Consider the following 21,556-nt stretch of genomic DNA (forward strand, 5'->3'; position numbering starts at 1 on the left):
CCTGTGCCCGTCGTGCTGCGCACGCCGGACACAGGGCGTCGATTGCGCTCAAACATCAGCCCGTCCCCGCGCCGCGCGACGAGCTCCCTCTCCGGGGGCCTGACGGTCAGTCGAGGGGCGGTGAGAGGTCGAGCGCCAGCCCGTCCCCACGCCGCGCGACGAGCTCCCTCTCCGGGGGCCTGACGGTCAGTCAGACGTGGGGTGAGCGGGAAACGGGGCCGCTCGGCGGTTGAGTGCGTCCACACGGTATAAATGCGGCGGAGCTTGACGCGACCTTCGGGAGCGAATATTTCGTACACGAAGCATCGTGACTGCAACCCTGCCGCCGCCGGAGAGGCCGGAGATCGACGCGATCGTGGAGATGATCATCTATCTCTACACAGAGTCGCGCCGGCTCACGAAGGGCATGGCGAGCGGGTTCGGCCTCACCGGACCACAGCTCACCATCCTCAAGCTGCTCGAGTCCTTTCAGGACCTCTCCCTGTCCACGCTCTCGGAGCGGATCCGGGCGCAGAACAGCACGGTGACCGGGATCGTCGACCGGATGGAACGAGAAGGGCTCGTGCGGCGCGAGCGCTCGAAGGCCGATCGGCGCGTCGTGCACATCCGGCTCAGCGAGAAGGGGGCGCGGCTCGCCCGCGAGATCCAGGTCGAGCCGATGGAGATCTTCCGGAGCGCGCTGCTCAGCCTGAGCTCGACCGACCTGCGCGACCTGCTCCGGATCCTGACGAAGCTGCAGCGGCAAGTGGTCTCGCGGGTAGGGCAGGGCGGGCCGAAGAAGAGCGACGGCGACGGGACGTGAAAAGGGAGGCAGGGGCGATGAGAGAGAAGCCGACGTTCACCGGGGAACCGAGGAATCCAGACGGGCGAGATCCCGATATCTGCGTCGTGACCTGCGCGCTGTCAGGCGTGCTCGCCAGCCGCAAGCAGTGCCCCGCGATCCCGTACACGCCGGTCGAGATCGCCGAGGAGGCGCGGCGAGCCTACGAGGCAGGGGCGGCGGCGGTGCACATCCACGCGCGCAACGACGACGGCTCGCCGACGTTCTCGCCCGCCGTCTTCGCGACGATCAAGGAAGAGGTGCGCCGGCGCTGCCCGGTGATCCTGAACTTCTCGACGGGCACCATCCTCGAGGACGTCAGCGAGCAGTGCACGTACATCCGCGAGAGCCGCCCGGAGATCGCCGCCCTCAACATGGGCACGATGAACTACTCGAAGTACTCGCGGGCCCGGAAGAGCTTCGACTTCGACATGGTGTTTCCCAACACGTACGCGAAGATCGGAAAGCTCCTGGCCGCCATGAACGAGGCCGCGGTGAAGCCCGAGCTCGAGTGCTTCGACACAGGGCACACCCAGGGCGTGTGGCCGCTCATCGACATGGGGCTCCTCAAGCCGCCGCTGCAGTTCTCGTTCATCGTCAACGTGCTCGGCGGCATCCCAGGGCACGTGGAGTCGCTCCAGCTCCAGACCCGGATCATGCCGCCAGGCTCGGAGTGGGAGGTGATCGGGATCAGCCACGGGCAGTGGCGCATGCTGGCCGCGGCGCTCGTGCTCGGGGGCAACGTGCGGTGCGGGCTCGAGGACCACTTCTACCTGCCGAACGGCGAGATGGCGCGCAGCAACGGCGAGCTGTGCGAGGTGGCCGCGCGCATGGTGCGCGACGTCGGGCGCAGGCCGGCGACGGTCGAGGAAGCGCGGCAGATCCTGGGGCTGCGAGGGGACGACGCGCCCGCCGCGGCGGGAGGGGCGGCCTCGTGACGGCGCGCGCGTACACGGTCGTCCAGGCCGCGTCCGGGGGAGGCGTCCTCCGGCTCACGCTGAACAACCCGTGGCGCAAGAACGCGATCGGGCCGGTGATGGTGGGCGAGCTGCTCCACGCGCTCGAGGCCGGCGCGGCGGACGAGGCGGTGCGCTGCGTGGTGCTGACCGGCGCGGGCGACGCGTTCTGCGCGGGCGGCGACTTCGCGCAGATGTCGGGCGCCGCAGAGGGGGCGCCGGAGCCGGAGGCGAAGGGCGACTACGCGGACCTGCTGCTCGCCCTCGCGAACTCGAGCAAGCCGGTCGTGGCGCGGGTGAACGGGCACGCGCTGGGCGGCGGGCTCGGGCTCGTCGCGGCGTCGCACTTCGCCATCGGCGCCCGCGGCGCGAAGCTCGGGACGCCAGAGATCAACGTGGGCCTGTTCCCGATGATGATCATGGCGGTGCTGCAGCGGCACGTGAGCCGCCGCAAGCTGCTGGAGATGATGCTCCTCGGGCAGCGCCTCGACGCCGACGAGGCCGTGCAGTGCGGCCTGCTCAACAAGGCGGTGGAGCCGGACGCGCTCGACGCCGCCGTCGGAGAGGTGACCTCGACCATCGCGGGCAAGAGCCCGATCGCGGTGCGGCTCGGGCTGGAGGCGTTCGCGGCGCAGGACGATCTCGACCTCGAGTCGGCGCTGCCGCTGCTGCGCGAGCGGCTCGCCGGCTGCCTGGCGACGGACGACGCGCGCGAGGGGCTCATGGCCTTCCTCGAGAAGCGGCAGCCCCGCTGGTCGGGCAAGTAGGCGAGCGGGGCGCGTGAGAGCTTTGCGGGGGACGGGAGGGCGCCGCAGTCCGCGGCGCTCGCTGGCTCTCGGTTGAGGGCGCGCCGCTCGCCGCCGCGCGCCACGGAGGCGAGGCGCGCGGCGGCGGCGAGGCGCGCAGGATGAGGTGGCCCGTGAACATGCGAGAGCTCGTGAAGGACCTCGAGGCCCGCCGGGAGCAGGTGCGGCGGATGGGCGGAGAGGAGCGGGTGGCGAAGCAGCACGCCCGCGGGAAGATGACGGCGCGGGAGCGGCTCGCGGCGTTCTTCGATGACGGCGTGCACTTCGAGGTCGGGATGCACGGCACGCAGATGGGGCTCGCGGCCGGGGCTGAGGGGAAGGACCGGCCGCCAGCCGACGCAGTGGTGTGCGCGTTCGGCAAGGTCGACGGGCGGATGGTGTGCGCGGCGGCGTACGACTTCACCGTGAAGGGCGGCAGCATCGGGCACACGGGCGAGGAGAAGGTGACCCGGCTGCGGCAGATGGCGCTCCGCGGCCGCTGGCCGATGGTGTGGTTCATCGACTCGGGCGGGGCGCGCATCGATCCCGGCTCGATGCACCCGGACAGCATCTCGCTGTTCGCAGGGTCGGGGCACCTGTTCCGCGAGCAGGTACACATGAGCGGCGTGGTGCCGCAGGTCGCCGCGATGGTGGGGCCGGGCGCCGCGGGGACCGCGTACATCCCGGGGCTCGCGGATTTCGTGCCGATGGTCAAGGGCGTCGGCTCGCTGGCGCTCGGCGGCCCTCCGCTCGTGCGCGCGATGACGGGCGAGGACATCTCCGAGCAGGAGCTCGGCGGCAGCAAGGTGCACGCGACGAAGAGCGGCGTCGGCGACGCGGAGTACGCGAGCGACGCGGAGTGCATCGCGGCGGTGAAGCGGTACCTGTCGTTCTTCCCGTCGAGCTGCGATGACGATCCGCCGCGGCTGCCGGTCACCGATCCGGTCGAGCGGCGGGAGGAGTCGCTGCTCGACCTCCTGCCGGAGAGCCCGCGGAGCGCCTACGACATGCTGAAGCTGATCGACGCGATCGTCGATCACGGGGAGCGGCTCGACCTGAAGCCGCGGTGGGCGCGCTCGATCATCACGTGCCTCGCGCGCATCGGCGGCCAGCCGGTCGGCGTCGTGGCGAACCAGCCGAGCCACATGGGGGGCATCCTCGACGTGGACGCCTCCGACAAGGCCGCGCGGTTCATGCAGATCTGCGACGCGTTCAACATCCCGCTCGTGTTCCTGCAGGACGTGCCAGGGTTCATGATCGGCTCGAAGGTCGAGCACGAGGGGATCATCCGCCACGGGGCGAAGATGCTGCACGTGATGGCCGCGGCCACGGTGCCCAAGATCACGGTGGTCGTGCGGAAGGCGTACGGGGCCGGGTATTACGTGATGTGCGGGCGCGCGTACGAGCCGGACCTCATCGTCGGCTGGCCGACCGCGGAGATCAGCGTGATGGGGCCGGAGGGGATGCTCGGGATCGCGGCGAAGAAGATGTTCGGGGACGCGCCGCCGACGGCGGAGGTGAAGCAGGGGATCGTGGACATGATCCAGAAGAACATCGACGTGATGAAGGTCGCCGGGTGGGGGCTCATCGACGATGTCATCGATCCGCGGGACACGCGCAGGGTGATCGCGTGGGGGCTCGAGCTCGCGCGGAAGAAGCGGGTGGAACGGCCGGAGAAGAAGCGGGGGATCATCCCGGTCTAGGACGGGATGTGCCGCTCCGTGAGGAGAGGGCGGTGATGCCTCATCGACGTCGCCGTGCTCCGAGCACGACGCTGTGGAAGCCCAGGGCGAGGACGGGCGACGACGGCGCGAGCGCGCCAGTCAGTCGGCGTCCTCGCCTTCCTTTTCAGCCTCGGGCTTCGGCGTCTGCACGGCCCGCGGGGCGGCTGCGTAGAACGGCTCCGGCGCGCTCTTCACTCGGAGGAGCGTCGCGTTCGCGGCGGTGACCGTGGCAGTGTAGGCGTCCAGATCGAGGCCGGTGCCAGGCTCGTTCGCGTGCAGCGTGGCCGTGACCTCGTAGAGGCCCTCGCGGGCAAACGTGTCGGCCGGGCAAACCTCCCGGAGAAGGAGCGAGACGTCAACCGACGCGCCCGCCTTCAACGTCCTGTACATGTCGCGCGGGATCGCATCAGTCGGCGGGGCCGCCTCGCACACCGTCGTGCCATTCGGACCGGCGACGTGGAACTCGAGCATCCGCGGACGGATGGCGACGGTCATCGGGCGCTTGCCAGCGTTCCTCGCGGTCACCCGGACGACGATCGAACGCGGGCTCGCCGCGTCGGACCAGGGCTCGCTCCTGAGCTCCAGGCGAGGCGCATTCGCGTCCACGACCGGCTCGCCCGGCGAGCCAGCGCCATGGTCCTTGCCCGACGACGCAGGCTGCCCAGCGCCCGCGCCAGCAGGCCTGTCCGCGGACGCTTGAGTTGGCTTGTCGCCAGGAGGCTGAGCCGCCTTGTCGGTCGAAGGCTGAGCCGCCTTGTCGGTCGAAGGCTGAGCCGCCTTGTCGGTCGAAGGCTGAGCCGCCTTGTCGGTCGAAGGCTGAGCCGCCTTGTCAGCCGAAGGCTGAGCTGGCTTGTCGTCCCGGGGCGAAGGTGGCTCGGCGCCGCCAGCCTCATCCCCGGCAAACTCCTTCCTCGCGGGCAGGCCGTAGCTCAGCACGAGCGTCGGCGCCGCGAGGCCGGTCTCCGGGGCGAACGCCGGCGGATCGTCCGTCGATTCGGCGGCAAACGGCGGCGCGGGCGCCTTTCTCGACCACCTGGGCGGCGGGCCCCAGCCGTACCAGGCCCTCACCACCGAGCCGCCGGCGAGCGCTGCTTCATCCTTGCCGAAGCAGAGCAGGCGCGGATCGAAATGCTCCATGTACGACTGCCCGGGCGAGAGCAGGAGGGCGCGCCGCTCCGGGAAGCCGCTCGGCTTCAGCCCCGCAGGCGCCGCGCAGCGCACCGTCTTCTTCGTGCGCTTGTTCAGCGTGTCGATCTCCAGACGCAGCAACCGCACGTCCGCCGGGATGCGCATCGGGCGCTCCCCCACATTGTCGATCCGCAGCGTCCACGGCCCCTGCGGCGACGGCGCGATGAGCCAGACGCGCGTCGGCGCGGGCGGCAAGGGCGGCGGCGCGGGCGGCTTCTTCTTGGCGCCCGCCTTCGGCGCGGCCGCGCTCGCCCCGGGCGCAGCGACGCTGGCCCCGGCAGGCGGGGAGGCGGCGCCGGCCTTCGGCTTCTCTGCCGACGCGGCGGAGCCCGCCTTCTCTTCCTGCTGCGCGGGGCTCGACTTCTCTTCCGCGAACGCAGGGGTCGACGCGAGCCCCAGCGCGGCCGCGGCGATCGACGCGGCGGACGTGAACAGACTGGCGATCCGGACGAGACGTGTGCGCATGGAGGATCCGTTCGGGAGCGAACGCTTCCGCTTTCTTTCTGGGGGCGTCAACCTTAGCGTAGCCAGCGCGCCTGGCCTCCTTCGGGGCGCCCGGGCGCTCTCCCCTCGCTCGAAGCGTGGTCATGCGCGGCCTGTACCCCATCGTCGACACCGACTCGCTCGCGCGCCGCGGGCTCGATCCGGCGGCGTTCACCGAGGCCGTCCTCGACGCGCGCCCCGCGGCCATCCAGCTGCGCGACAAGCAGGGCGGAGCAGCCCGCATGCTCTCGCTCCTGCGCGCCATCCAGCCGCTCGCGGCGCGCGCGGGCGTACCGCTGTTCGCGAACGACCGGGCCGATCTCGCGGTGCTCGCGCGCTGCGACGGCGTGCACGTCGGGCAGGACGATCTCCCGGTGCCGGCGGTGCGTGCGCTCGCGCAGCGCGCTGGCGCCTCGCTGCTCGTCGGGCTGTCCACCCACACGCCCGCGCAGCTCGAGGCCGCGCTGCAGGACCCGCTCGCGCCGCTCGATTACGTCGCGGTGGGGCCGATCTTCGCGACCTCGAGCAAGGAGCGCCCGGACGCCGTGATCGGCCTCGAGGGGCTCGCGTCGCTGCGCGCCCTGGTCGAGCGGACGCGGCCCGGGCTCCCGCTCGTGGCGATCGGGGGCATCACGCTGGAGAGGGCGCGAGACGTCGGCGCGCTCTGCTCCGCCGCGGCGATAATCGCCGCGCTGCTGCCCGAGCAGCACACGCCCGCCTCGCGCGCCCTCGACGAGGTGAGCGCGCGGGCGCGGGCGCTCAAGGAGGCCCTCGCGCAGGCCGTCGCACCGGCGACGCCGTCCGGAGGCGGCGCGCGATGAGCCTCACGCTGCTCGCGGCGGCCGCCGCCGCGGTGGCAGCGACGGTGGGCTACATGGCGGCGCGCCGGGAGCGCGAGGAGCAGGCAGGGCAGGGCGGCGAGCAAGAGCAGGAGCCGGCGCGCTCCCCCGACGACGCGCTCTGGGACGAGCTGCCGTTCGCGCTCGGCGACGTCGTGCTGGCCGGCACCGAGGAGCGCTGGCTCACGGGCGCGATCGTCGCGCGCGAGCGCGGCGAGCTCGTCGCCGCGGTGTTCCTCGCGCCCGAGGGGGCGGCGCAGGGGGCGGTGGCGGCGTTCCCCGCGCCGCGCCGCGAGATCCTGTGGCTCGCGCCCGTGGCGGTCGACTCACCGTACGAGCCGCCGGCGACGCTCGAGATCGCGGGCATGACCCTGCGCCGGCGGGCGCGGCTGCCCGCGGCGCTCGCGCGCCTGGGACAGGGCGCGCCTCCGCTGGGCGACGCGGGGATCATCGCCCTGTACGAGGGCGGCGGGTACGACGCGGCCGTGGTGCTCGCGACCGACGGGCGGATCCACGCCTGGGCCGGGCGGCGCATCGAGGAAGGCGATTACGAGCGGCTGGGCGGCGGCGGCGAGGGCTGACGCTGGCCTCCACGCCGCGCGGGGCGCTCGCGCGGCGATGGCGGCCGCGAGCGGGTGGGCGACGGCCAGGGCTGACGCGGGCCCTCATGCCTCGCGGGGCGCTCGCGGCGTCCGTCAGCCGATGACGCTGCGCAGCTCCGCGATGAGCGACGCCATCGCCAGGCTCGGCGAGGCGTTGCGCTCGAGGTGCGCCACGGCGCGGGAGACCGCCGCGTAGCGCTTGGCCGAGAGGCCGGCGCGGCGCGGATCGGCCTCCACCGCGGCGCGGGCCTCGCGGGCGAGCGCGGCGTTGAGCGCGCGCAGGTCGTCCTTGAGGGCGCCCTTGTCGCGGTCCACCGACTCCGCGAAAGCGACGGCGGGCCCGAGATCCCGGGCGGCCGCGGCCGCGAGGATGCTCTTCACGAAGGCGTCGCGCGAGGCGGTCTGCTCCTCGTCCGCGAGCTCGAGCGCCGTGGAGGCGCTGCCCGCGGCGAGCTCGACGGCGAGGTCGTGCCGCTCCTCCGGCACGCCTTGCGCGCGGAGGACGCCGCGGACGATGGGCTCCGAGAGCGGGGCGAAGCGCACGGGCAGGGTGCGCGAGCGGATCGTGTTGAGCAGGCGATCGCCGCGCGAGGTGAGCAGGATGAAGTGGGTGCCGGACCGCGGCTCCTCGAGCGTCTTGAGGAAGGCGTTCGCGGCGCCGACGCTGAGGTCCTCGGCGTCGCGGACGATGAACACGCGAGCGCGCCCCTCGTGGGGCGGGTAGGAGGCGTGGGCGAGCACGATGGCGCGGACCTGGTCGACCGAGATCTCGGTCAGCTCGTCGCGGCTCCGGCCGATGACGGCGGCGGGGTAGAAGTTCTTCGCGACGATCTGCACGTCCGGGTGGAGCGGCGACGCGGGGCGCCCCGGGGAGCGCCCGGCCGCGCGCCGGCAGGCGTCGCAGCGGCCGCAGCCGAGCGGGTCGCCCGCGGTGCACAAGAGCGCCTGCGAGAGCGCGACGGCCGCGAGCTCCTTGCCGACGCCGGGCGGGCCCTCGAACCGGTACGCGTGGTGAACGCGGCCCGTCTTGAGCGCCCGCACGAGCGTGCCGACCGCGGTGTCCTGGCCGAGGATGTGGGAGAACGGCACGGCCCGCTATCTAGCACGACCGCGGCGCGACCTGGTCCGGGCTCGAGCGCGCGAGGCCGCTCGGCGGCGTCAGCCTGCCGCGCGTCCGCTTCCTCGTCGTCCGCATTGCGCGCGGCGGTGGTAGCTTGCCGCGCATGCGCGTCCTCGTCCTCGGCGGCAGCCGCTTCATGGGTCATTTCCTGGTCTATCGCCTGCTCGCGGCGGGCCATCAGGTCACGCTCCTGAACCGCGGCGTGACGCCGGACGCGTTCGGCGACCGCGTCGCGCGGGTCCGCTGCGACCGCGCGGCCGGCGGCCTCGAGCAGGCGCTCGGAGGCCGCACGTTCGACGTCGCCGTGGACTTCACCGCATACACGGCCGCGGACGGCCGCGCGGCGGTCGGGGCGCTCGGCGGCGGGCGCGTCGGCCACTACTTCATGATCAGCACCGGATCGGTGTACCTCGTCCGCAAGGGGTGCCCGCGGCCGTCGCGCGAGCGCGACTACGACGGCCCGCTGCTCCCGGAGCCCGCGGACGAGGCAGATCGCGCGGCGTGGGCCTACGGCATGGACAAGCGCGGCTGCGAGGACGTGCTCGCGGCCGCGTGGCACGAGCACGGCTTCCCCGCGACCGTGCTGCGCATCCCGATGGTGAACGGGGAGCGCGATCCCCACCGGCGCCTCGAGCGCTACATCGCGCGCGTGCTCGACGGCGGCCCGCTGCTCGTCCCGGACGGCGGCGAGCTCCCGGTGCGGCACGTGTACAGCGGCGACGTCGTGCGGGCGATCGCGCGGCTGCTCCTCGTGCCGTCGACGTTCGGCCAGGCGTACAACCTCTGCATGGAGGAGACGCCGACGCTCTCGGAGCTCCTCGCGCTCGTCGCCGAGCTGCTCGGCGCTCCGGCGCGCCTCGTGCCGGTCACCTCGGCCGCGCTCCGGGACCGCGGCGTCGATCCGGTCGCGATGTCGCCGTTCAGCGACCGCTGGATGTCGATGCTGGATCCCGCGAAGGCGCGGGCGGAGCTCGGCTTCCAGCACACGCCGCTCCGTCGCTGGCTGGAGACGGTGATCACGTCGCTGCTCGCGAACCCGCCGTCCGAGCCGCCGCCGGGCTACGAGCGCCGCGCCGAGGAGCTCGCGCTCGCGGCGTCGCTCGACGACGCGCGCGCGGCGGGCCCGGGGAACGCCGGCCCGGCGTGAGGTAACCTGAGCCGCGGCGAGGCGGCGCGGCGGCGGTGTGTCGCGCCGTCCTCACGCCGCGCGGCGGAACATCTGAAGGAGGGGAGATCTCGCGATGCAGGATGAGCAACCCAGGCGGGTCTTGGCGGCCATCGACGCCTTCCTGAGCACGCCGCTCGACGCGGCGCTGTCGCGGCACCGCGAGGCCGATCCAGCGGCCGGCGCGCTGTCGCTGTTCCACGAGGTCGCCGCGACGGTCCCTGCGTACCGCCGCTTCCTCGACGAGCACGGCGTCGATCCGGCGGCCGTCAGGACCCCGGCGGACTTCGCCGCGCTCCCGGTGATCACGAAGCAGAACTACGTGCTCCGGCACCCGATCGCGGACCTGTGCCGCGGCGGGCGCGTCGCGTCCTGCGACATGATCGCGGTCTCGTCGGGGTCGACAGGGAAGCCCACGTTCTGGCCTCGCGCTGTCGCGGACGAGCTCCCGGTCGCCCGGCGCTTCGAGCAGGTGTTCCACGACAGCTTCCGTGCCGACGCGCGCCGCACGCTCGCCGTCGTGTGCTTCGCGCTCGGCTCGTGGGTCGGCGGGATGTACACCGCCGCGTGCTGCCGTCACCTCGCGGCGAAGGGGTATCCGATCACGGTCGTCACGCCGGGCAACAACAAGGAGGAGATCTACCGTGTCGTCCTCGATCTGGGGCCGGCGTTCGATCAGGTCGTCCTGCTCGGCTACCCGCCCTTCCTGAAGGACGTGATCGACACGGGCCGGGCGCGGGGGATCGACTGGGCGCCGCTGCGGATCAAGCTCGTGATGGCCGGAGAGGTGTTCAGCGAGGAGTGGAGGAGCCTTGTCGGCGAGCGCGTCGGGTCCACGGCGCCCTGCTACGACTCGGCCTCTCTCTACGGGACGGCGGACGCGGGCGTCCTGGGGAACGAGACGCCGCTCAGCGTCGCGATCCGCAGGTTCCTCGCCGGCAGGCCCGACGCGGCGCGCGCCCTCTTCGGCCAGGACCGGCTCCCGACGCTGGTGCAGTACGACCCGGCGGTGCGGTACTTCGAGCAGCGCGACGGGACGCTCCTCTTCACGGGCGACAACGGCGTCCCGCTCATCCGCTACGCGATCCTCGACACCGGGGGTGTCCACACGCACGCGGAGATGATGGCGGCGCTCTCCGGCTTCGGCTTCGACCCGCGGCGGGAGCTCGACGGGGAGCGCGGCGCCCGCGAGCTGCCGTTCGTCCACGTGTTCGGGCGCTCGGATTTCACTGTGTCGTATTTCGGCGCCAACATCTATCCGGAGAACGTCGTCGTCGGCATCGAGCAGCCCGGCGTGAAGGAGTGGGTGACAGGGAAGTTCGTGCTGGAGGTCCGCGAGGGCGCGGATCGGGACACGTACCTGTCGGTGGTCGTCGAGCTCGCGCCGGGAGAGGGGGAGAGCGAGGCGCGGCGCGAGGAGGCGGCGCGGTCGATCGAGGAGCACCTCGTCCGGCTGAACAGCGAGTTCAGGAGCTACGTCCCGGCGGGGAAGCGCGCTCCGCGGGTGACGCTGAGGGCGGCGGGGGATCCGGAGTACTTCCCGCTCGGGGTGAAGCATCGATATACGCGCAAGCCGGGGGGGTGAGAGGCCGAGACTTGGGGCTAGAGCGCCGATACATGATCTCCTCCTGTTGGAGCGCTCGGCTAACCGGGCCGCCTTCTTTCAAACGTCGCCCCGCTGGCTCCACGAGCCCGCCCGTTAGCCGCTGTGAGCCCTCATGCGCCTGCGGCCCTGTCTCGCCCTGGAACGCCCGTGCGCCGATCGATCCCTCCCGCGGCGTCCCACCCTCGCCCGCCGCCGCGCCCTTCAGCGCCTCGCAGAACGCCGCCACATCCGGGAACCGCTCCGCCGCCTCGAACTCGATCGCCCGCTCCAGCACCTTCCGCACCGCGTCGCTGCACGCCAGCCGCTCGAGCACCCGCCCCGGATACCGCATCATGATCGGCGGCAGCTCCGCCCCGTGCAGGCAGAACACCGTCGTCATGCCGAGCCCGTACACGTCCGCGCGCTCGTCCGCCTCCTGTGGGCGGTGCATGAGCTCCGGCGCCGCATAGAGGAACGTCCCCAGCGCGCCGCTCCGCGTGCCACCCGTGGTGTCGCGCGCCCAGACCAGGTCGAAATCAGTGATCCGCGGCGTGCCCTCCGCGTCGAGCAGGATGTTCGCCGGCTTCACGTCCCGGTGCACGAGGCCCCGCCCGTGAGCGAACGAGATCGCCTCTCCGGCGCGCAGGATCATGGGAATCACCCGCTCTGCCGGGAGCCGCTTGCCGACCACCGCGCTGTTCACATCCTCGCCGTGGACGAGCTCCATCACGAAGTAGTGCCAGCCGCTGTCCTCGCACTTCGGCTCCAGGATGCGCACCACGCCGCGATGATCGAGCGCCGCCATCGCACGCGCCCCTCGGAAGAATCGCTCCCGCCGCCCCTCGTCGCCCGCCAGGTTCGGGTGTAGCACCTTGATCGCCACCGACTGCTCTGCGCGTGCCGCGTCGAGCGCCCGCCACACGGTCGCGAACCCCCCGCGGCCGATCCGCTCCAGCAAGAGATAGCGGCCCTCACCGAGCTCCTCACCCGCGTGCAGCTGGCCGCCTTCCCGGCGCTTGCGCCGGAGATCGAGGAGCTCTGCCTCCACCTCCGCGGTGCTCGCGCCGGCCGCCTGGAGCTTCACCCGCCGCTTCTGCGCCGCGGCGATCTGTCTGTCGATCGCGCGGATCGCTGCCTCGGCCTCGCGCAGCGGGGCGGCGAGCGCGCCGAGCTGCGCGGCGTCGGCCGGCGCCGCCGCCGTCCCTGCGCTCTCGGCCACCTCCTCCACGGCGGCGCGGATGCCCCGGACGACGTCCCTCCAGGCTTCATCCCGGTCGGCCCAGCTCGTCACCGCCTTGCCACCTCGCGGCAGCGCCTCGAGCCCCGCCAGGGCGGTGCCCTCCAGATCGCACGCGCGCACGAGGGTGGGCACGACGCGCGCTGCGCCGCTGCGATGCCGCTCCAGCGCGCGGCCGAGCTCCCGCTCGTAGCAGCTGTCGGAGGCGAGGTACGCCCCGCTCACCAGCAGCAGCGCCACCTCGGCCGCGGAGAGCGCCGCCGCGATCTCCTCGTCGCGCGCCGCGCCGGCGCTGATGCGGCCGCGGTGCCACGTGCTCACGAGGCCCTGCCGCTTGAGGGCGGCGAGGTGCGCCTCGAGCGCCTCGGCGTACGACCGGTCTTCGGGGGCGTAGGAGATGAAGACGTTGACCGCCATGCGCTGAGGGCGTCGCTGCGGCGGCGAGCTCGATGCGTCTCGCCGCCCGCTCCGCGCGGACCAGGCTATCAGACGCGGCGCCGGCGCTCGACCGGCCATCGCGATCACACCCGCCGCCCGGAGGCGCGGCGGCGGATGTGTCCCGCGGGCGCTGGCGTCAGCCCATGACCTCGAGGGTCAACGTGTCCAGCGTGAACCCGTCGTCACCGCGGTCGATCTGCATCTGCACCTGGTAGATGCCCGGCTCCTCGGGCAAGCGCCACCGCGCCCGCCCGTCCGGCGCCTCCTCGACGCTGCCAGCGGTCGGCGTCCACGCGACGCGCTCGCCGGCGGCGCCCGCCGCGCGCAGCTCGACCTCGACGCCGTCACGCCGCAGCACCTCGATCGTGGCGTGACGGCGGGGCGCGAGGGGCAGCTCCTCGTTTCTCGTGATCTCGACGCTCTGATCCTCGGCGACCGTCACGGTGAACGTGCGGCGCACGTCGCAGGTCGTCGCGCCGTCGGTGACCTTGCCGCGCACCTCGAACTGGGCGGTCGTGGCCCCCACATCCAGGGCGGCATTGACCACCACGCCGCTAAAGTAGGCTGGATCGTGGACAGTGATGATGGTGATTCCGGATATCGCCGTCACGGCGGGCTTCCCGCTCCAGCTGTTCCGGGTATGCAGCTCGATGTCCAGCCCTTCCGGTGGCTCCTGAGGGATCTCCGGCGTGGCCCACAGCTCTTCGCCCCCGGCGATATCGTCGCACACGAGCGGCGGAGACGGAGGGTTGGTGTGGCTGTCGTCCTCACACGCGGTGAGCCCCGCCGTCGCGACCACGAGCAGCAGCTTGTTCGTCCGTTTCCTGTGACCCATCGCCCCGTCCTTCCCCGCGCTTTCGTGCGCGCTCCCCCGCCACGCCCGCGGTCGCAACGTGGCCGCCGGCCGTAGCACGGGCATCCTAGCGGCGGTGAGCAGACCAGCGACCCACCGGCACGAAAACATCCTCGCGACGTAGCGATCCCCTCGGTGCAGCCCGAGCCCGGCGGCCGGCAGCGCCCTCGCGCCGCGGGAGGCGTCCCCGGCGCTCGCGCTGTTGGTCTCCTCGCCCTTGCTGTGAGAAGGATGCCCAGACCATGCCCGACGCATCTCCCCCGCTCCTCGTCCTCGGCTGCGGCTTCACCGGCGCGGTGGTCGCCGGCCTGCGGACGGCCTCCGGCGGCCGCGTGGTCGCGACGACGCGCTCCTCCGAGCGCGCGGCCGAGCTCGCGCAGGCGGGCATCGACGTGCGCGTCCTCCCGGCGCTCACGGCCGAGGCCGTCGCCGAGCTCGGGCCGGACGGCGCGGACGTGCTCGTCGCCTTCCCGCCCGACGGCGCCACGGACGCCGCGATCGCGCCGTCGCTCGGCCGGGCGCGCGCGATCGCGTACGTCTCGTCGACCGCCGTCTACGGCGACGCGACAGGGCGCATCGACGAGGCGACGCCCACGTCGGCGGCGAACCCTCGCGCCGCGGCGCGCCTCGCGGCCGAGGCCGTGTACCGCGAGCGCGGCGCCGTGGTGCTGCGCGCGGCGGGCATCTACGGCCCAGGCCGCGGCCTGCACCAGCGGCTCTTGCGCGGCGACTTCCGCATGGCGGGCGAGGGCGACCAGCAGGGCAGGAACGTCGTCTCGCGCATCCACGTCGAGGACCTCGCGCGCCTCGCGCTCGCCGCCCTGGAGCGCGCCGCCCCCGGCGAGGCCTTCCTCGTCGCGGACGACGCGCCCGTGCCACAGATCGAGGTCGTCCGCTGGCTGTGCGCGCGGCTTGGCCTGGAGCTGCCGGCGGGCGCGCCGCGGGAAGATCTGCACGAGACGCTCCGCCACGACCGCGCCGTGGACAACGCGAAGATCAAGCGAGACCTCGGCATGGCGCTGCTCTACCCGAGCTACCGCGAGGGGTTCGAGGCGTGCATGGCCGTCGAGGCCGCGGCGCCGGCCCTGGTCGCGGCGCCGCGCGCCGCGCGAGAGCGCGGCTGATCGGCGGGAGCCGCTCGCGCTGCGGCCTCCGCCGCTCCCGCTGAGCGGCCCTCGTTCAGTGTCGCGACCGCTCGAACGATGCCACGATGGCCCCATGAAAGCGCACCGCAGTGGACGCGCCCCGTCCGACCGCAGCCCGCGCGCGCGAGCTGCCGGAGTCCCGGGCGGCGCCGGGGTCAGCTACGATCTCGCGGAGCTCGCGCAGGCGAGCGCAGTCTCGCCGCGGACGATCCGCCTCTATGTCGCGCGGGAGCTCCTGCCGCCGCCGATCGTCCGCGGTACGAGCACCAGCTACGGGCAGGAGCACCTGCTGCGCCTGCGCGCCATCGCCCGGCTCCGCGCCGAGAAGGGGCTGCGGCTCGTCGACATCCAGCGGCGCCTGGCGAAGCTCTCGCCCGCCGCGCTCGCCGACCTCGCCGGTCCGCTGCCGCCGGAGGTCGCGACCTCGCCCGCTGCGCCGGCACGTCGCGCCGGCCGCGCGCGCAAGCCGCTCCCGCCTCCGGTCGGCGCCAGCGCGCGCGACCCGCTCCCGCTGCCCGGCGACGCCAGCGCGAGCGACCCGCTCCCGCCTCCGGTCGGCGCCAGCGCGCGCGACCCGCTCCCGCTGCCCGGAGGGCTGGAGCGGTGGGATCGCCTCGCCCTCCTGCCGGGGCTCGAGCTGCACTTGCGCAGCGACGCGACCGCCGTCGTGCGCCGGATCGCCGCCGAGATCCACGCGCGGTACGGCGCGCTCCCGCCGCACGCCGAGCCGGCCGGCCCGGCGTCACCGCGGTCTTCTTGAACTTCCCATGCGTGAATCGCGACCCCTGGCGCGCCTGGCGTCTCAGCAGGCCGAGCGACCAGGGGCGCCCGCCGCACGCGAGCGACGACAGGGGGCCGCTCGCGCCGCGAGCGACAGGACGTCTGCTGCTCGCCGGGTGACGACGACATCGTCGCTGTCTCCCGTCCTGCCGCCGGCCGCGCGCGGGCCGTCCAAAGGGACCGCGGTGTTACTCGGCGTAAACCGCGACCGTCCCGCTGCACGACAGGTTGCCCGGTTGGGGCTGATATTGAAGTTGAAATTGGCGGTGTTCACCGTGGCGTTGCTGGTGGTGTTCGCATTGAAAGCGAAGAGCGCGAGCGCGTCATGCGCCTCGCCCAGCCCCTCGTGCTGCTCCTCGTCGACGGGCCAGGCCTCGCCGCAACCGGAAGCCAGGATCGACAGGGCCATCAGGGCTCGTCCAAATGAACGGTTCATCGCTTCGCCTCCTCATCAGCCTTGCGCGAGCGGATGCTGAGCTCAGACAAGAGCTCGCACGACGAAAGCGACGCCGCGATACTCTCGCTTCTCCCTTCACGGACGGCGAGGTCGAGGCATCTGCGATGTGAAATTCAGGCATCGACGCGCCCGAGGGCCACGACTACCCTCGAGGCTCGTGAAGGAGCATTGCATGAAGCTTAAGTATTGGACTCTGCTTGCGTTGGCGGCTGCGGCGGTGGGCGCGGGCTGCGGGGATGACGAGGGCGCCGGCGGCGGTGCTGGGCCCGGGGGCGCGGGCGGGGCCGGCGCCGGTGGGGCCAGCGCCAGTGGGACCAGCACCGGAGGGGGAGGCGGAACGGGCGGCGGCGGGGCTGGCGGGGAGGCCCCGACGCCGCCGTGCGAGCCGCCCGACCCCGCGCTGGCCGACCGCGACGCGGACGAGCTGTACGCGGCGGACGAGGTCCCGCGCTTCGACTTCCACCTTCCGGAGGAGCGCTGGGCGGAGCTCAAGAGCAACGCGCGCGACGAGGAGTACGTGGAGGCCGAGGCCTGCTACAAGGGCAAGAGCCTGGGCGTTGTGGGCCTGCGCTTCAAGGGTGGCTACGGCACCCTGCAGATGTGCTTCGACGAGCAGGGGAACCTCACCTGCCCGAAGCTCAGCATGAAGGTGAAGTTCGACGAGTACGTCGACGGGCAGCGCTTCTACGAGCAGAAGCGCCTGAACTTCCACTCGATGACGTGGGATCCGACGCGGCTCCACGAGCGGATCGCCTATGGCCTGTACCGGGAGATGGGCGTGCCGGCCCCGAGGAGCTCCTGGGCGACGCTGCACGTGAACGGCGAGTCGCAGGGGCTCTTCTCGATGGTCGAGGAGGTGGACGGCCCCTTCCTCGAGAGCCGCTTCCCCGAGGGCGCAGACGGTGATCTCTACAAGGAGGCGTGGCCGGTCGCCGACGACGCCAGCTACTACGCAGAGCGCCTCGAGACGAACGAGGACGAGGCCACGCACGAGCGCTTCGTCGCCTTCGCGACGGACCTCGCGTCTGCCGAGGGCGCGGAGCGCCTCGCTGCGCTGTCGCAGTGGGCGGACATCGAGCAGCTGCAGCGCTACATGGCCGTCGACGAGACGATCGTGAACTGGGACGGCGTCACGACCTTCTACGTCGACGGCGCGGGCTCCGCCAACAACCACAACTTCTACATCTATGACGAGCCCTCGTCGGGCAAGTTCCGCCTCATCCCGTGGGATCTCGACCAGACCCTCGCTCCGAGCACCTACTTTGGCCAGGTGCCGCGCTGGACGGAGACGCCGGCGAGCTGCCCCCGGGATGTCCCGGTGTTCATGGGCGCCGAGCACGTGCGCCTGCCGGGCTGCGACGCGCTGTTCAGCGCCCTGGGCCAGGACACAGCGGGGTACCAGGCCGCGCTGGAGGCGCTGCTCGCCGGGCCGTTCAGCGAGGGGCGGATCGAGGAGCAGGTCGACACGTACGCGGCGCTGATCCGGACTGCCGTCGAGGAGGACCCGTCCGGGCCCGGGCTCGCCGGCTGGGAGCCGGCGGTCGAGCGCCTCAAGAAGGAAGTGCCGATCCTGCGAGAGCGCCTCGCGCGCTTCGTCAGCAACACGCCGGTCGTGCCGTTCTCGTTCACCGCGACCGGGATCAACGACTTCGAGGCCGCGGACACGCTCGGGCTGTACGTCGGGACGCTGCTCGCCACCAACAACGCGTCCGGCGCCGTGCCGGGCCTGACGCAGGAGGCTCCGCTGAGCGGCGCGCAGAGCCTGCTCCTCAGCTTCGATTTCCGCGACGAGGACTACGCCTGGGGGCAGTACGTGTATTTCGCGGTGCCCCTCGCCGAGGCCCCGGTCGACGTGACGGCGCTCGAGGGCGTCCGCTTCCGGGCGCGCGCCGACGGGGCGCGCTGGCTGCGCTTCGACGTGGAGAGCCCCGCGCAGAGCGAGGGGATCTCTGGCGTCCGCCACGGGTGGGACGTGCAGCTCAGCGCCGAGCCGGAGCTCGTCGAGCTCAGGTTCGCCGACATCGCGCTTCCAGGCTGGGCCATCGACGACGGGCGCGACCCCGGAGACGACGTGAACGACGTGCTCAGGTCGGTTACCGGCCTCTCTCTCGGCCCGCAGATGAACGGCGTCGGCGCGAACGGCTTCCTTGGCCGGGGCGAGGTCGACTCGGGCGCCATCGAGATCGACGATGTCGAGCTCTTCGGCCCGGCGTCCGGTTCACCGTGAGCGGCGGCGCGCAGGCCGCCGGCGGACCTGGCGGCGGAGCCCGAGGCTCGCGGCGAGGAGCAGGGCGGCGATCCCGCCCGCGGAGGGCGTGTCGGCGCCGAGGCGGCAGCTGCAGCCCGACGACTCGCCGCTCCCGCCGCCGCCAGCGCCAGAGCCGGTGGACGGGGCCCCGCCCGAGCCGGTCGCGTCGGCGCCGCCCGAGCCCGACGTAGCGTCGCCCGCGCCGGACGACGTCACCGTGTCGAGCCCCGCGCCGATCGACGTGGTGGTGGTGGGCGGCGGCGGCTCAGCGACGCACGCGCCGGCCTCGCACCGCTCGCCCACGGGGCACGCGACGCCGTCGCAGACGTCGACGCACGTCCCCTCCCGGCAATACGTGCCCGCCTCGCACGCCACGTCGGCGCACGCGGCCTCGACGCACCGGCCGGTGTCCATGGCGCACTGCTCGTTCGTCGGACACCCGCGGCAGTTGCACTTGAGCACGCACACGCCGCCTTCGCACGCCTGGCCGTCGTTGCACACGACGTCCTGGCACGGGTCGATGCAGCGCCCGGCGCGACAGACCTGGTCGTGCGGGCACACGACGCCGTCGCAGGGGGCGCGGCACTCGCCGTCATGGCACACCTCGCCCGTCTCGCACACGACGTCCACGCACGACTGCTCGACGCACAGGCCCTCGTTGCAAATGAACCCCGCCTCGCACGGGAACTCCGCAGATCCGCAGCGGTCCACGCACTGGCCGCGGCTGCACACCTTGTCGTCCGGGCAGGGCGCCTCCTCGTCGATGACGTCGTCGCAATCGTTGTCGACGCCGTCGCACTGCTCGGCCTGGCTGCCAGGCTGCACGAACGGCGTGCAGATCACCTGTCCCTGCGCGTCGCAATCGGAGATCCCCACGCGACAGGCGCCGATGTTCTCCTCGACCTCGCACGGCTGGCCGGCCTCGGGACAGGTGATGCCGGAGAAGCGGAAGAGGAAGTCCTCGTAATCGAGGTCGTTGCCGTTGACGCCCGCGGCGCCGGCCGCGTTCATGAAATCGAGATCCTCGAAGCCCAGGTAGAACGTGTTGAGGAGCTCGTTCGACCTGTAGATGAGGTCCGAGTACCAGGGCCCCGGCGTCTCGCACGCCGTGCACTCCACGTTGAACCGGTGCTCGGTGTAATGGTACTGCGTGGCGTTCCCGCTGCCGGTGCCGTTCGGGTTCGGGATCAGCACGAAGCCGATCAGGCCGCCTGCGTACGCGGGGTTCTCCCGGACCGAGACGGCCGTCAGCTCGCGCATCGCCGCGGGCGGCAGGGAGGACGAGAAGGGAAAGAGGATCTGGATATCGCTGCCCGCCGCCGGCGTGTTGAGGCCGGCTCCGGTGTTCTCCGGGACGTACAGCGGCGGGTCGTCGCTGTCGCGGCTCTCATCGACGTTGTACCAGCCGACGGCGAAATTGGCGCCGCCCCCCTTGGCGATGTACTTGCCGCTGAACTCGCAGAGCGGCGAGAACACCTGCGGCTCCACCGCGGCGTCGGCCACGACGTCGATCATCTCGTTGATGTCGTCGTTGTTCGCCGATCCGTTGAGCAAGTCGCCCAGCCGCTCGCGGACCACCGGGACGGTGGTGCCGTTCGGCTGTACGACGTCGGCGCGCGCTGTAGCGCTCGCGCCGAGCACCGCCAGGAGGGACACACACCACGTCAGAGCAGATGGTTTGCTGAAGGTCAACCAGCGCATCGGGCTTCATCTCCTGGCAAGACGCGTCAATCCAAAGTGAAAAGTGGACGCGAACTTTCCTCGCTTGTCCAGGCGACGCGCGCTCGCTCGACGTCACGGCGGCACCGATGTGGATAGCCAGTCCACGTGAGATCACCCTGTTGCCTGTCGGCAAGGATCACGTGCGGAGAGCACATCGTCGAATGTGGGAGAGGGTGCGGCGGACGCTGGACTCGCGCGCTGCGTCGCCGGTCCGGGCCGCGATGCTCGCCTGAAAACGGACTGGCACCTTCACACGCCGGCGCGTCGACACACGACGAGCGAGCGAGCGCGGCAGTCGAGAAGAGGACGCCGCCCCCCGGCGGCGGCGGCGGCGGTCAGTCCTCGCGCTTGCGCACGAGCGCCGCGAGCTCATTGATGAGCTCGGGGACCCCTTCGCCCGTCGCGGCGCTGACGAGGTGGAGCTTCACCTTCGCCTTCGCGAACCGCGCCTTGAGCTTCGGGTAGGCCTCGCGCACGTCGGTCAGGTCGGCCTTGGTCAGGGCGACGATCTCGGGGCGCTCCGCGATCGCCGGGCTGAACTTCTTGAGCTCCTTGCGGAGCGCCCGGTAGTCGGCGAGCGGCTCGCGGCCCTCGCCGGGATCGAGCGTCACGAGGTGGAGGAGCGCCCGCGTCCGCTCCACGTGTTTCAGGAACTGGATGCCGAGCCCGACCCCCTCGCTCGCGCCGGGGATGAGCCCCGGGATGTCCGCGATGACGAAGCTCGACCCGCCGGACCGGCCTCCGCCCCCGACCTCGACCATGCCGAGGGTCGGGGTGAGCGTCGTGAACGGGTAGTCGCCGATCTTCGGCCGGGCCGCGGAGACGGCGGCGACGAACGTGCTCTTGCCGGCGTTGGGGAAGCCGAGCAGGCCGACGTCGGCGAGGATCTTCAGCTCGAGCCGGAGCTCGCGGACCTCCCCCGGCTCGCCCGGCTCCGCGCGCCGGGGCGCCCGGTCGTGCGGCGACTTGAAGTGCAGGTTGCCGCGGCCCCCCTTGCCGCCGCTGGCGACCACGATCCGCTGGCCGTGCGCGGTCACGTCGGCGATCATCTCGCCGCTCTCCGCATCGAAGATCTGCGTGCCCACGGGGATCTTCTCGACCCGGTCGGCGCCGGCGCGCCCGTGGCAGTCGCTCCCCATCCCGTGCTCGCCGCGGTCGGCCTCGAGCGTGCGCGCGTACGTGAAGTCGAGTAGCGTGGACAGGCCTTCGTCGCCCAGGAAGACGACGTCCCCGCCGCGGCCGCCGTCGCCGCCCGCGGGGCCGCCGAACGGGATGTACTTCTCGCGCCGGAATGCGATCGCTCCATTGCCGCCATCCCCGGCGATGACCTTGAGACGGCACCGATCGACAAACCGCATGGTGGCGGCTCATAGCATAAAACTCAGGAAACACCTCAAAGCGGAAGGCGG

18 protein-coding genes are annotated in these 21,556 nt (G+C 72.5%); 11 read left to right on the plus strand and 7 right to left on the minus strand.

Annotated features, from left to right (window positions below; genetic code table 11):
• Nucleotides 1-307 precede the first annotated feature (307 nt).
• From WME89_RS11530 to WME89_RS11545, 4 genes are all read left to right on the plus strand, one after another.
• A complete protein-coding gene (locus tag WME89_RS11530) occupies nucleotides 308-802 on the plus strand; it encodes a MarR family winged helix-turn-helix transcriptional regulator (RefSeq protein ID WP_437625194.1) in 495 nt (164 codons plus the stop codon).
• A 17-nt stretch (nucleotides 803-819) separates the two neighbouring features.
• The gene (locus WME89_RS11535; RefSeq protein WP_438009240.1) at nucleotides 820-1,758 is read left to right on the plus strand and encodes a 3-keto-5-aminohexanoate cleavage protein; all 939 of its coding nucleotides are present in this window, start codon (nucleotides 820-822) and stop codon (nucleotides 1,756-1,758) included.
• Nucleotides 1,755-2,543 carry an enoyl-CoA hydratase/isomerase family protein gene (locus tag WME89_RS11540; RefSeq protein WP_438009241.1) on the plus strand — a complete coding sequence of 263 codons (789 nt, stop codon included), beginning with the start codon at nucleotides 1,755-1,757 and terminating at the stop codon, nucleotides 2,541-2,543. The genes WME89_RS11535 and WME89_RS11540 overlap by 4 nt, the downstream gene beginning before the upstream one ends.
• A gap of 158 nt (nucleotides 2,544-2,701) precedes the next feature.
• Complete coding sequence (locus WME89_RS11545; RefSeq protein ID WP_438011921.1) at nucleotides 2,702-4,264, plus strand: acyl-CoA carboxylase subunit beta; 1,563 nt, start codon at nucleotides 2,702-2,704, stop codon at nucleotides 4,262-4,264.
• Nucleotides 4,265-4,384: 120 nt separating this feature from the next.
• Here the strand turns inward: WME89_RS11545 and WME89_RS11550 are convergent, their stop codons facing one another.
• Nucleotides 4,385-5,938 carry a hypothetical protein gene (locus tag WME89_RS11550; protein WP_438009242.1) on the minus strand — a complete coding sequence of 518 codons (1,554 nt, stop codon included), beginning with the start codon at nucleotides 5,936-5,938 and terminating at the stop codon, nucleotides 4,385-4,387.
• A 122-nt stretch (nucleotides 5,939-6,060) separates the two neighbouring features.
• On the opposite strand from WME89_RS11550, the gene WME89_RS11555 reads away from it, so the two are divergent.
• On the plus strand, nucleotides 6,061-6,777 hold the full coding sequence (locus tag WME89_RS11555; RefSeq protein ID WP_438009243.1) for a thiamine phosphate synthase: 717 nt from the start codon (nucleotides 6,061-6,063) through the stop codon (nucleotides 6,775-6,777).
• Entirely contained in the window at nucleotides 6,774-7,376 is a 603-nt protein-coding gene (locus tag WME89_RS11560) for a hypothetical protein (protein ID WP_438009244.1), read from the plus strand. Before WME89_RS11555 ends, WME89_RS11560 begins: the two co-directional genes overlap by 4 nt.
• Before the next feature lie 114 nt (nucleotides 7,377-7,490).
• On the opposite strand, the gene WME89_RS11565 is transcribed toward WME89_RS11560, so the two are convergent.
• Nucleotides 7,491-8,486: an ATP-binding protein gene (locus WME89_RS11565; protein ID WP_438009245.1), complete on the minus strand. Its 996-nt coding sequence runs from the start codon at nucleotides 8,484-8,486 to the stop codon at nucleotides 7,491-7,493.
• 134 nt (nucleotides 8,487-8,620) lie between these two features.
• Between WME89_RS11565 and WME89_RS11570 the strand changes: the two genes are divergently transcribed.
• Nucleotides 8,621-9,664 carry an NAD-dependent epimerase/dehydratase family protein gene (locus WME89_RS11570; RefSeq protein ID WP_438009246.1) on the plus strand — a complete coding sequence of 348 codons (1,044 nt, stop codon included), beginning with the start codon at nucleotides 8,621-8,623 and terminating at the stop codon, nucleotides 9,662-9,664.
• A 94-nt stretch (nucleotides 9,665-9,758) separates the two neighbouring features.
• Nucleotides 9,759-11,267: a phenylacetate--CoA ligase family protein gene (locus WME89_RS11575; protein WP_438009247.1), complete on the plus strand. Its 1,509-nt coding sequence runs from the start codon at nucleotides 9,759-9,761 to the stop codon at nucleotides 11,265-11,267.
• Here WME89_RS11575 and WME89_RS11580 read toward each other — a convergent pair.
• Together WME89_RS11580 and WME89_RS11585 are read right to left on the minus strand one after the other, a co-directional pair.
• Nucleotides 11,149-12,921, minus strand: a complete 1,773-nt coding sequence (locus tag WME89_RS11580; protein ID WP_438009248.1) for a serine/threonine-protein kinase — start codon at nucleotides 12,919-12,921, stop codon at nucleotides 11,149-11,151. The genes WME89_RS11575 and WME89_RS11580 overlap by 119 nt on opposite strands.
• 157 nt (nucleotides 12,922-13,078) lie before the next feature.
• Nucleotides 13,079-13,777 carry a hypothetical protein gene (locus tag WME89_RS11585; RefSeq protein WP_438009249.1) on the minus strand — a complete coding sequence of 233 codons (699 nt, stop codon included), beginning with the start codon at nucleotides 13,775-13,777 and terminating at the stop codon, nucleotides 13,079-13,081.
• Between the two features lie 260 nt (nucleotides 13,778-14,037).
• Here WME89_RS11585 and WME89_RS11590 point away from each other — a divergent pair, with 260 nt between their 5' ends.
• Both WME89_RS11590 and WME89_RS11595 read left to right on the plus strand, forming a co-directional pair.
• The gene (locus WME89_RS11590) at nucleotides 14,038-14,919 is read left to right on the plus strand and encodes an NAD-dependent epimerase/dehydratase family protein (protein WP_438009250.1); all 882 of its coding nucleotides are present in this window, start codon (nucleotides 14,038-14,040) and stop codon (nucleotides 14,917-14,919) included.
• A 94-nt stretch (nucleotides 14,920-15,013) separates the two neighbouring features.
• Nucleotides 15,014-15,700, plus strand: a complete 687-nt coding sequence (locus WME89_RS11595) for a MerR family transcriptional regulator (protein WP_438009251.1) — start codon at nucleotides 15,014-15,016, stop codon at nucleotides 15,698-15,700.
• Nucleotides 15,701-15,742: 42 nt separating this feature from the next.
• Here WME89_RS11595 and WME89_RS11600 read toward each other — a convergent pair whose 3' ends face one another.
• A complete protein-coding gene (locus WME89_RS11600; RefSeq protein WP_438009252.1) occupies nucleotides 15,743-16,156 on the minus strand; it encodes a hypothetical protein in 414 nt (137 codons plus the stop codon).
• Between the two features lie 193 nt (nucleotides 16,157-16,349).
• Here WME89_RS11600 and WME89_RS11605 point away from each other — a divergent pair, with 193 nt between their 5' ends.
• Nucleotides 16,350-18,404: a CotH kinase family protein gene (locus tag WME89_RS11605; RefSeq protein WP_438009253.1), complete on the plus strand. Its 2,055-nt coding sequence runs from the start codon at nucleotides 16,350-16,352 to the stop codon at nucleotides 18,402-18,404.
• On the opposite strand, the gene WME89_RS11610 is transcribed toward WME89_RS11605, so the two are convergent.
• Both WME89_RS11610 and obgE read right to left on the minus strand, forming a co-directional pair.
• On the minus strand, nucleotides 18,396-20,081 hold the full coding sequence (locus WME89_RS11610) for a hypothetical protein (protein ID WP_438009254.1): 1,686 nt from the start codon (nucleotides 20,079-20,081) through the stop codon (nucleotides 18,396-18,398). The two genes, WME89_RS11605 and WME89_RS11610, sit on opposite strands and share 9 nt — an antisense overlap.
• A 401-nt stretch (nucleotides 20,082-20,482) precedes the next feature.
• Nucleotides 20,483-21,505, minus strand: coding sequence for a GTPase ObgE (obgE, locus tag WME89_RS11615; protein WP_438009255.1), 1,023 nt, complete (start codon nucleotides 21,503-21,505; stop codon nucleotides 20,483-20,485).
• Between the last annotated feature and the right edge of the window lie 51 nt (nucleotides 21,506-21,556).

The organism is Sorangium sp. So ce321, assembly GCF_051530195.1.
Taxonomy (GTDB): Bacteria; Myxococcota_A; Polyangia; order Polyangiales; family Polyangiaceae; genus Sorangium.

What these genes read in the sequence shown, in the direction of transcription:
- WME89_RS11595 (WP_438009251.1), top strand. Translation starts at nt 15,014, where the DNA reads ATGAAAGCGCACCGCAGTGGACGCGCCCCGTCCGACCGCAGCCCGCGC.
- WME89_RS11560 (WP_438009244.1), top strand. Translation starts at nt 6,774, where the DNA reads ATGAGCCTCACGCTGCTCGCGGCGGCCGCCGCCGCGGTGGCAGCGACG.
- WME89_RS11605 (WP_438009253.1), top strand. Translation starts at nt 16,350, where the DNA reads ATGAAGCTTAAGTATTGGACTCTGCTTGCGTTGGCGGCTGCGGCGGTG.
- WME89_RS11535 (WP_438009240.1), top strand. Translation starts at nt 820, where the DNA reads ATGAGAGAGAAGCCGACGTTCACCGGGGAACCGAGGAATCCAGACGGG.
- WME89_RS11555 (WP_438009243.1), top strand. Translation starts at nt 6,061, where the DNA reads ATGCGCGGCCTGTACCCCATCGTCGACACCGACTCGCTCGCGCGCCGC.
- WME89_RS11550 (WP_438009242.1), bottom strand. Translation starts at nt 5,938, where the DNA reads ATGCGCACACGTCTCGTCCGGATCGCCAGTCTGTTCACGTCCGCCGCG.
- obgE (WP_438009255.1), bottom strand. Translation starts at nt 21,505, where the DNA reads ATGCGGTTTGTCGATCGGTGCCGTCTCAAGGTCATCGCCGGGGATGGC.
- WME89_RS11575 (WP_438009247.1), top strand. Translation starts at nt 9,759, where the DNA reads ATGCAGGATGAGCAACCCAGGCGGGTCTTGGCGGCCATCGACGCCTTC.
- WME89_RS11545 (WP_438011921.1), top strand. Translation starts at nt 2,702, where the DNA reads ATGCGAGAGCTCGTGAAGGACCTCGAGGCCCGCCGGGAGCAGGTGCGG.
- WME89_RS11570 (WP_438009246.1), top strand. Translation starts at nt 8,621, where the DNA reads ATGCGCGTCCTCGTCCTCGGCGGCAGCCGCTTCATGGGTCATTTCCTG.
- WME89_RS11590 (WP_438009250.1), top strand. Translation starts at nt 14,038, where the DNA reads ATGCCCGACGCATCTCCCCCGCTCCTCGTCCTCGGCTGCGGCTTCACC.
- WME89_RS11585 (WP_438009249.1), bottom strand. Translation starts at nt 13,777, where the DNA reads ATGGGTCACAGGAAACGGACGAACAAGCTGCTGCTCGTGGTCGCGACG.
- WME89_RS11580 (WP_438009248.1), bottom strand. Translation starts at nt 12,921, where the DNA reads ATGGCGGTCAACGTCTTCATCTCCTACGCCCCCGAAGACCGGTCGTAC.
- WME89_RS11600 (WP_438009252.1), bottom strand. Translation starts at nt 16,156, where the DNA reads ATGAACCGTTCATTTGGACGAGCCCTGATGGCCCTGTCGATCCTGGCT.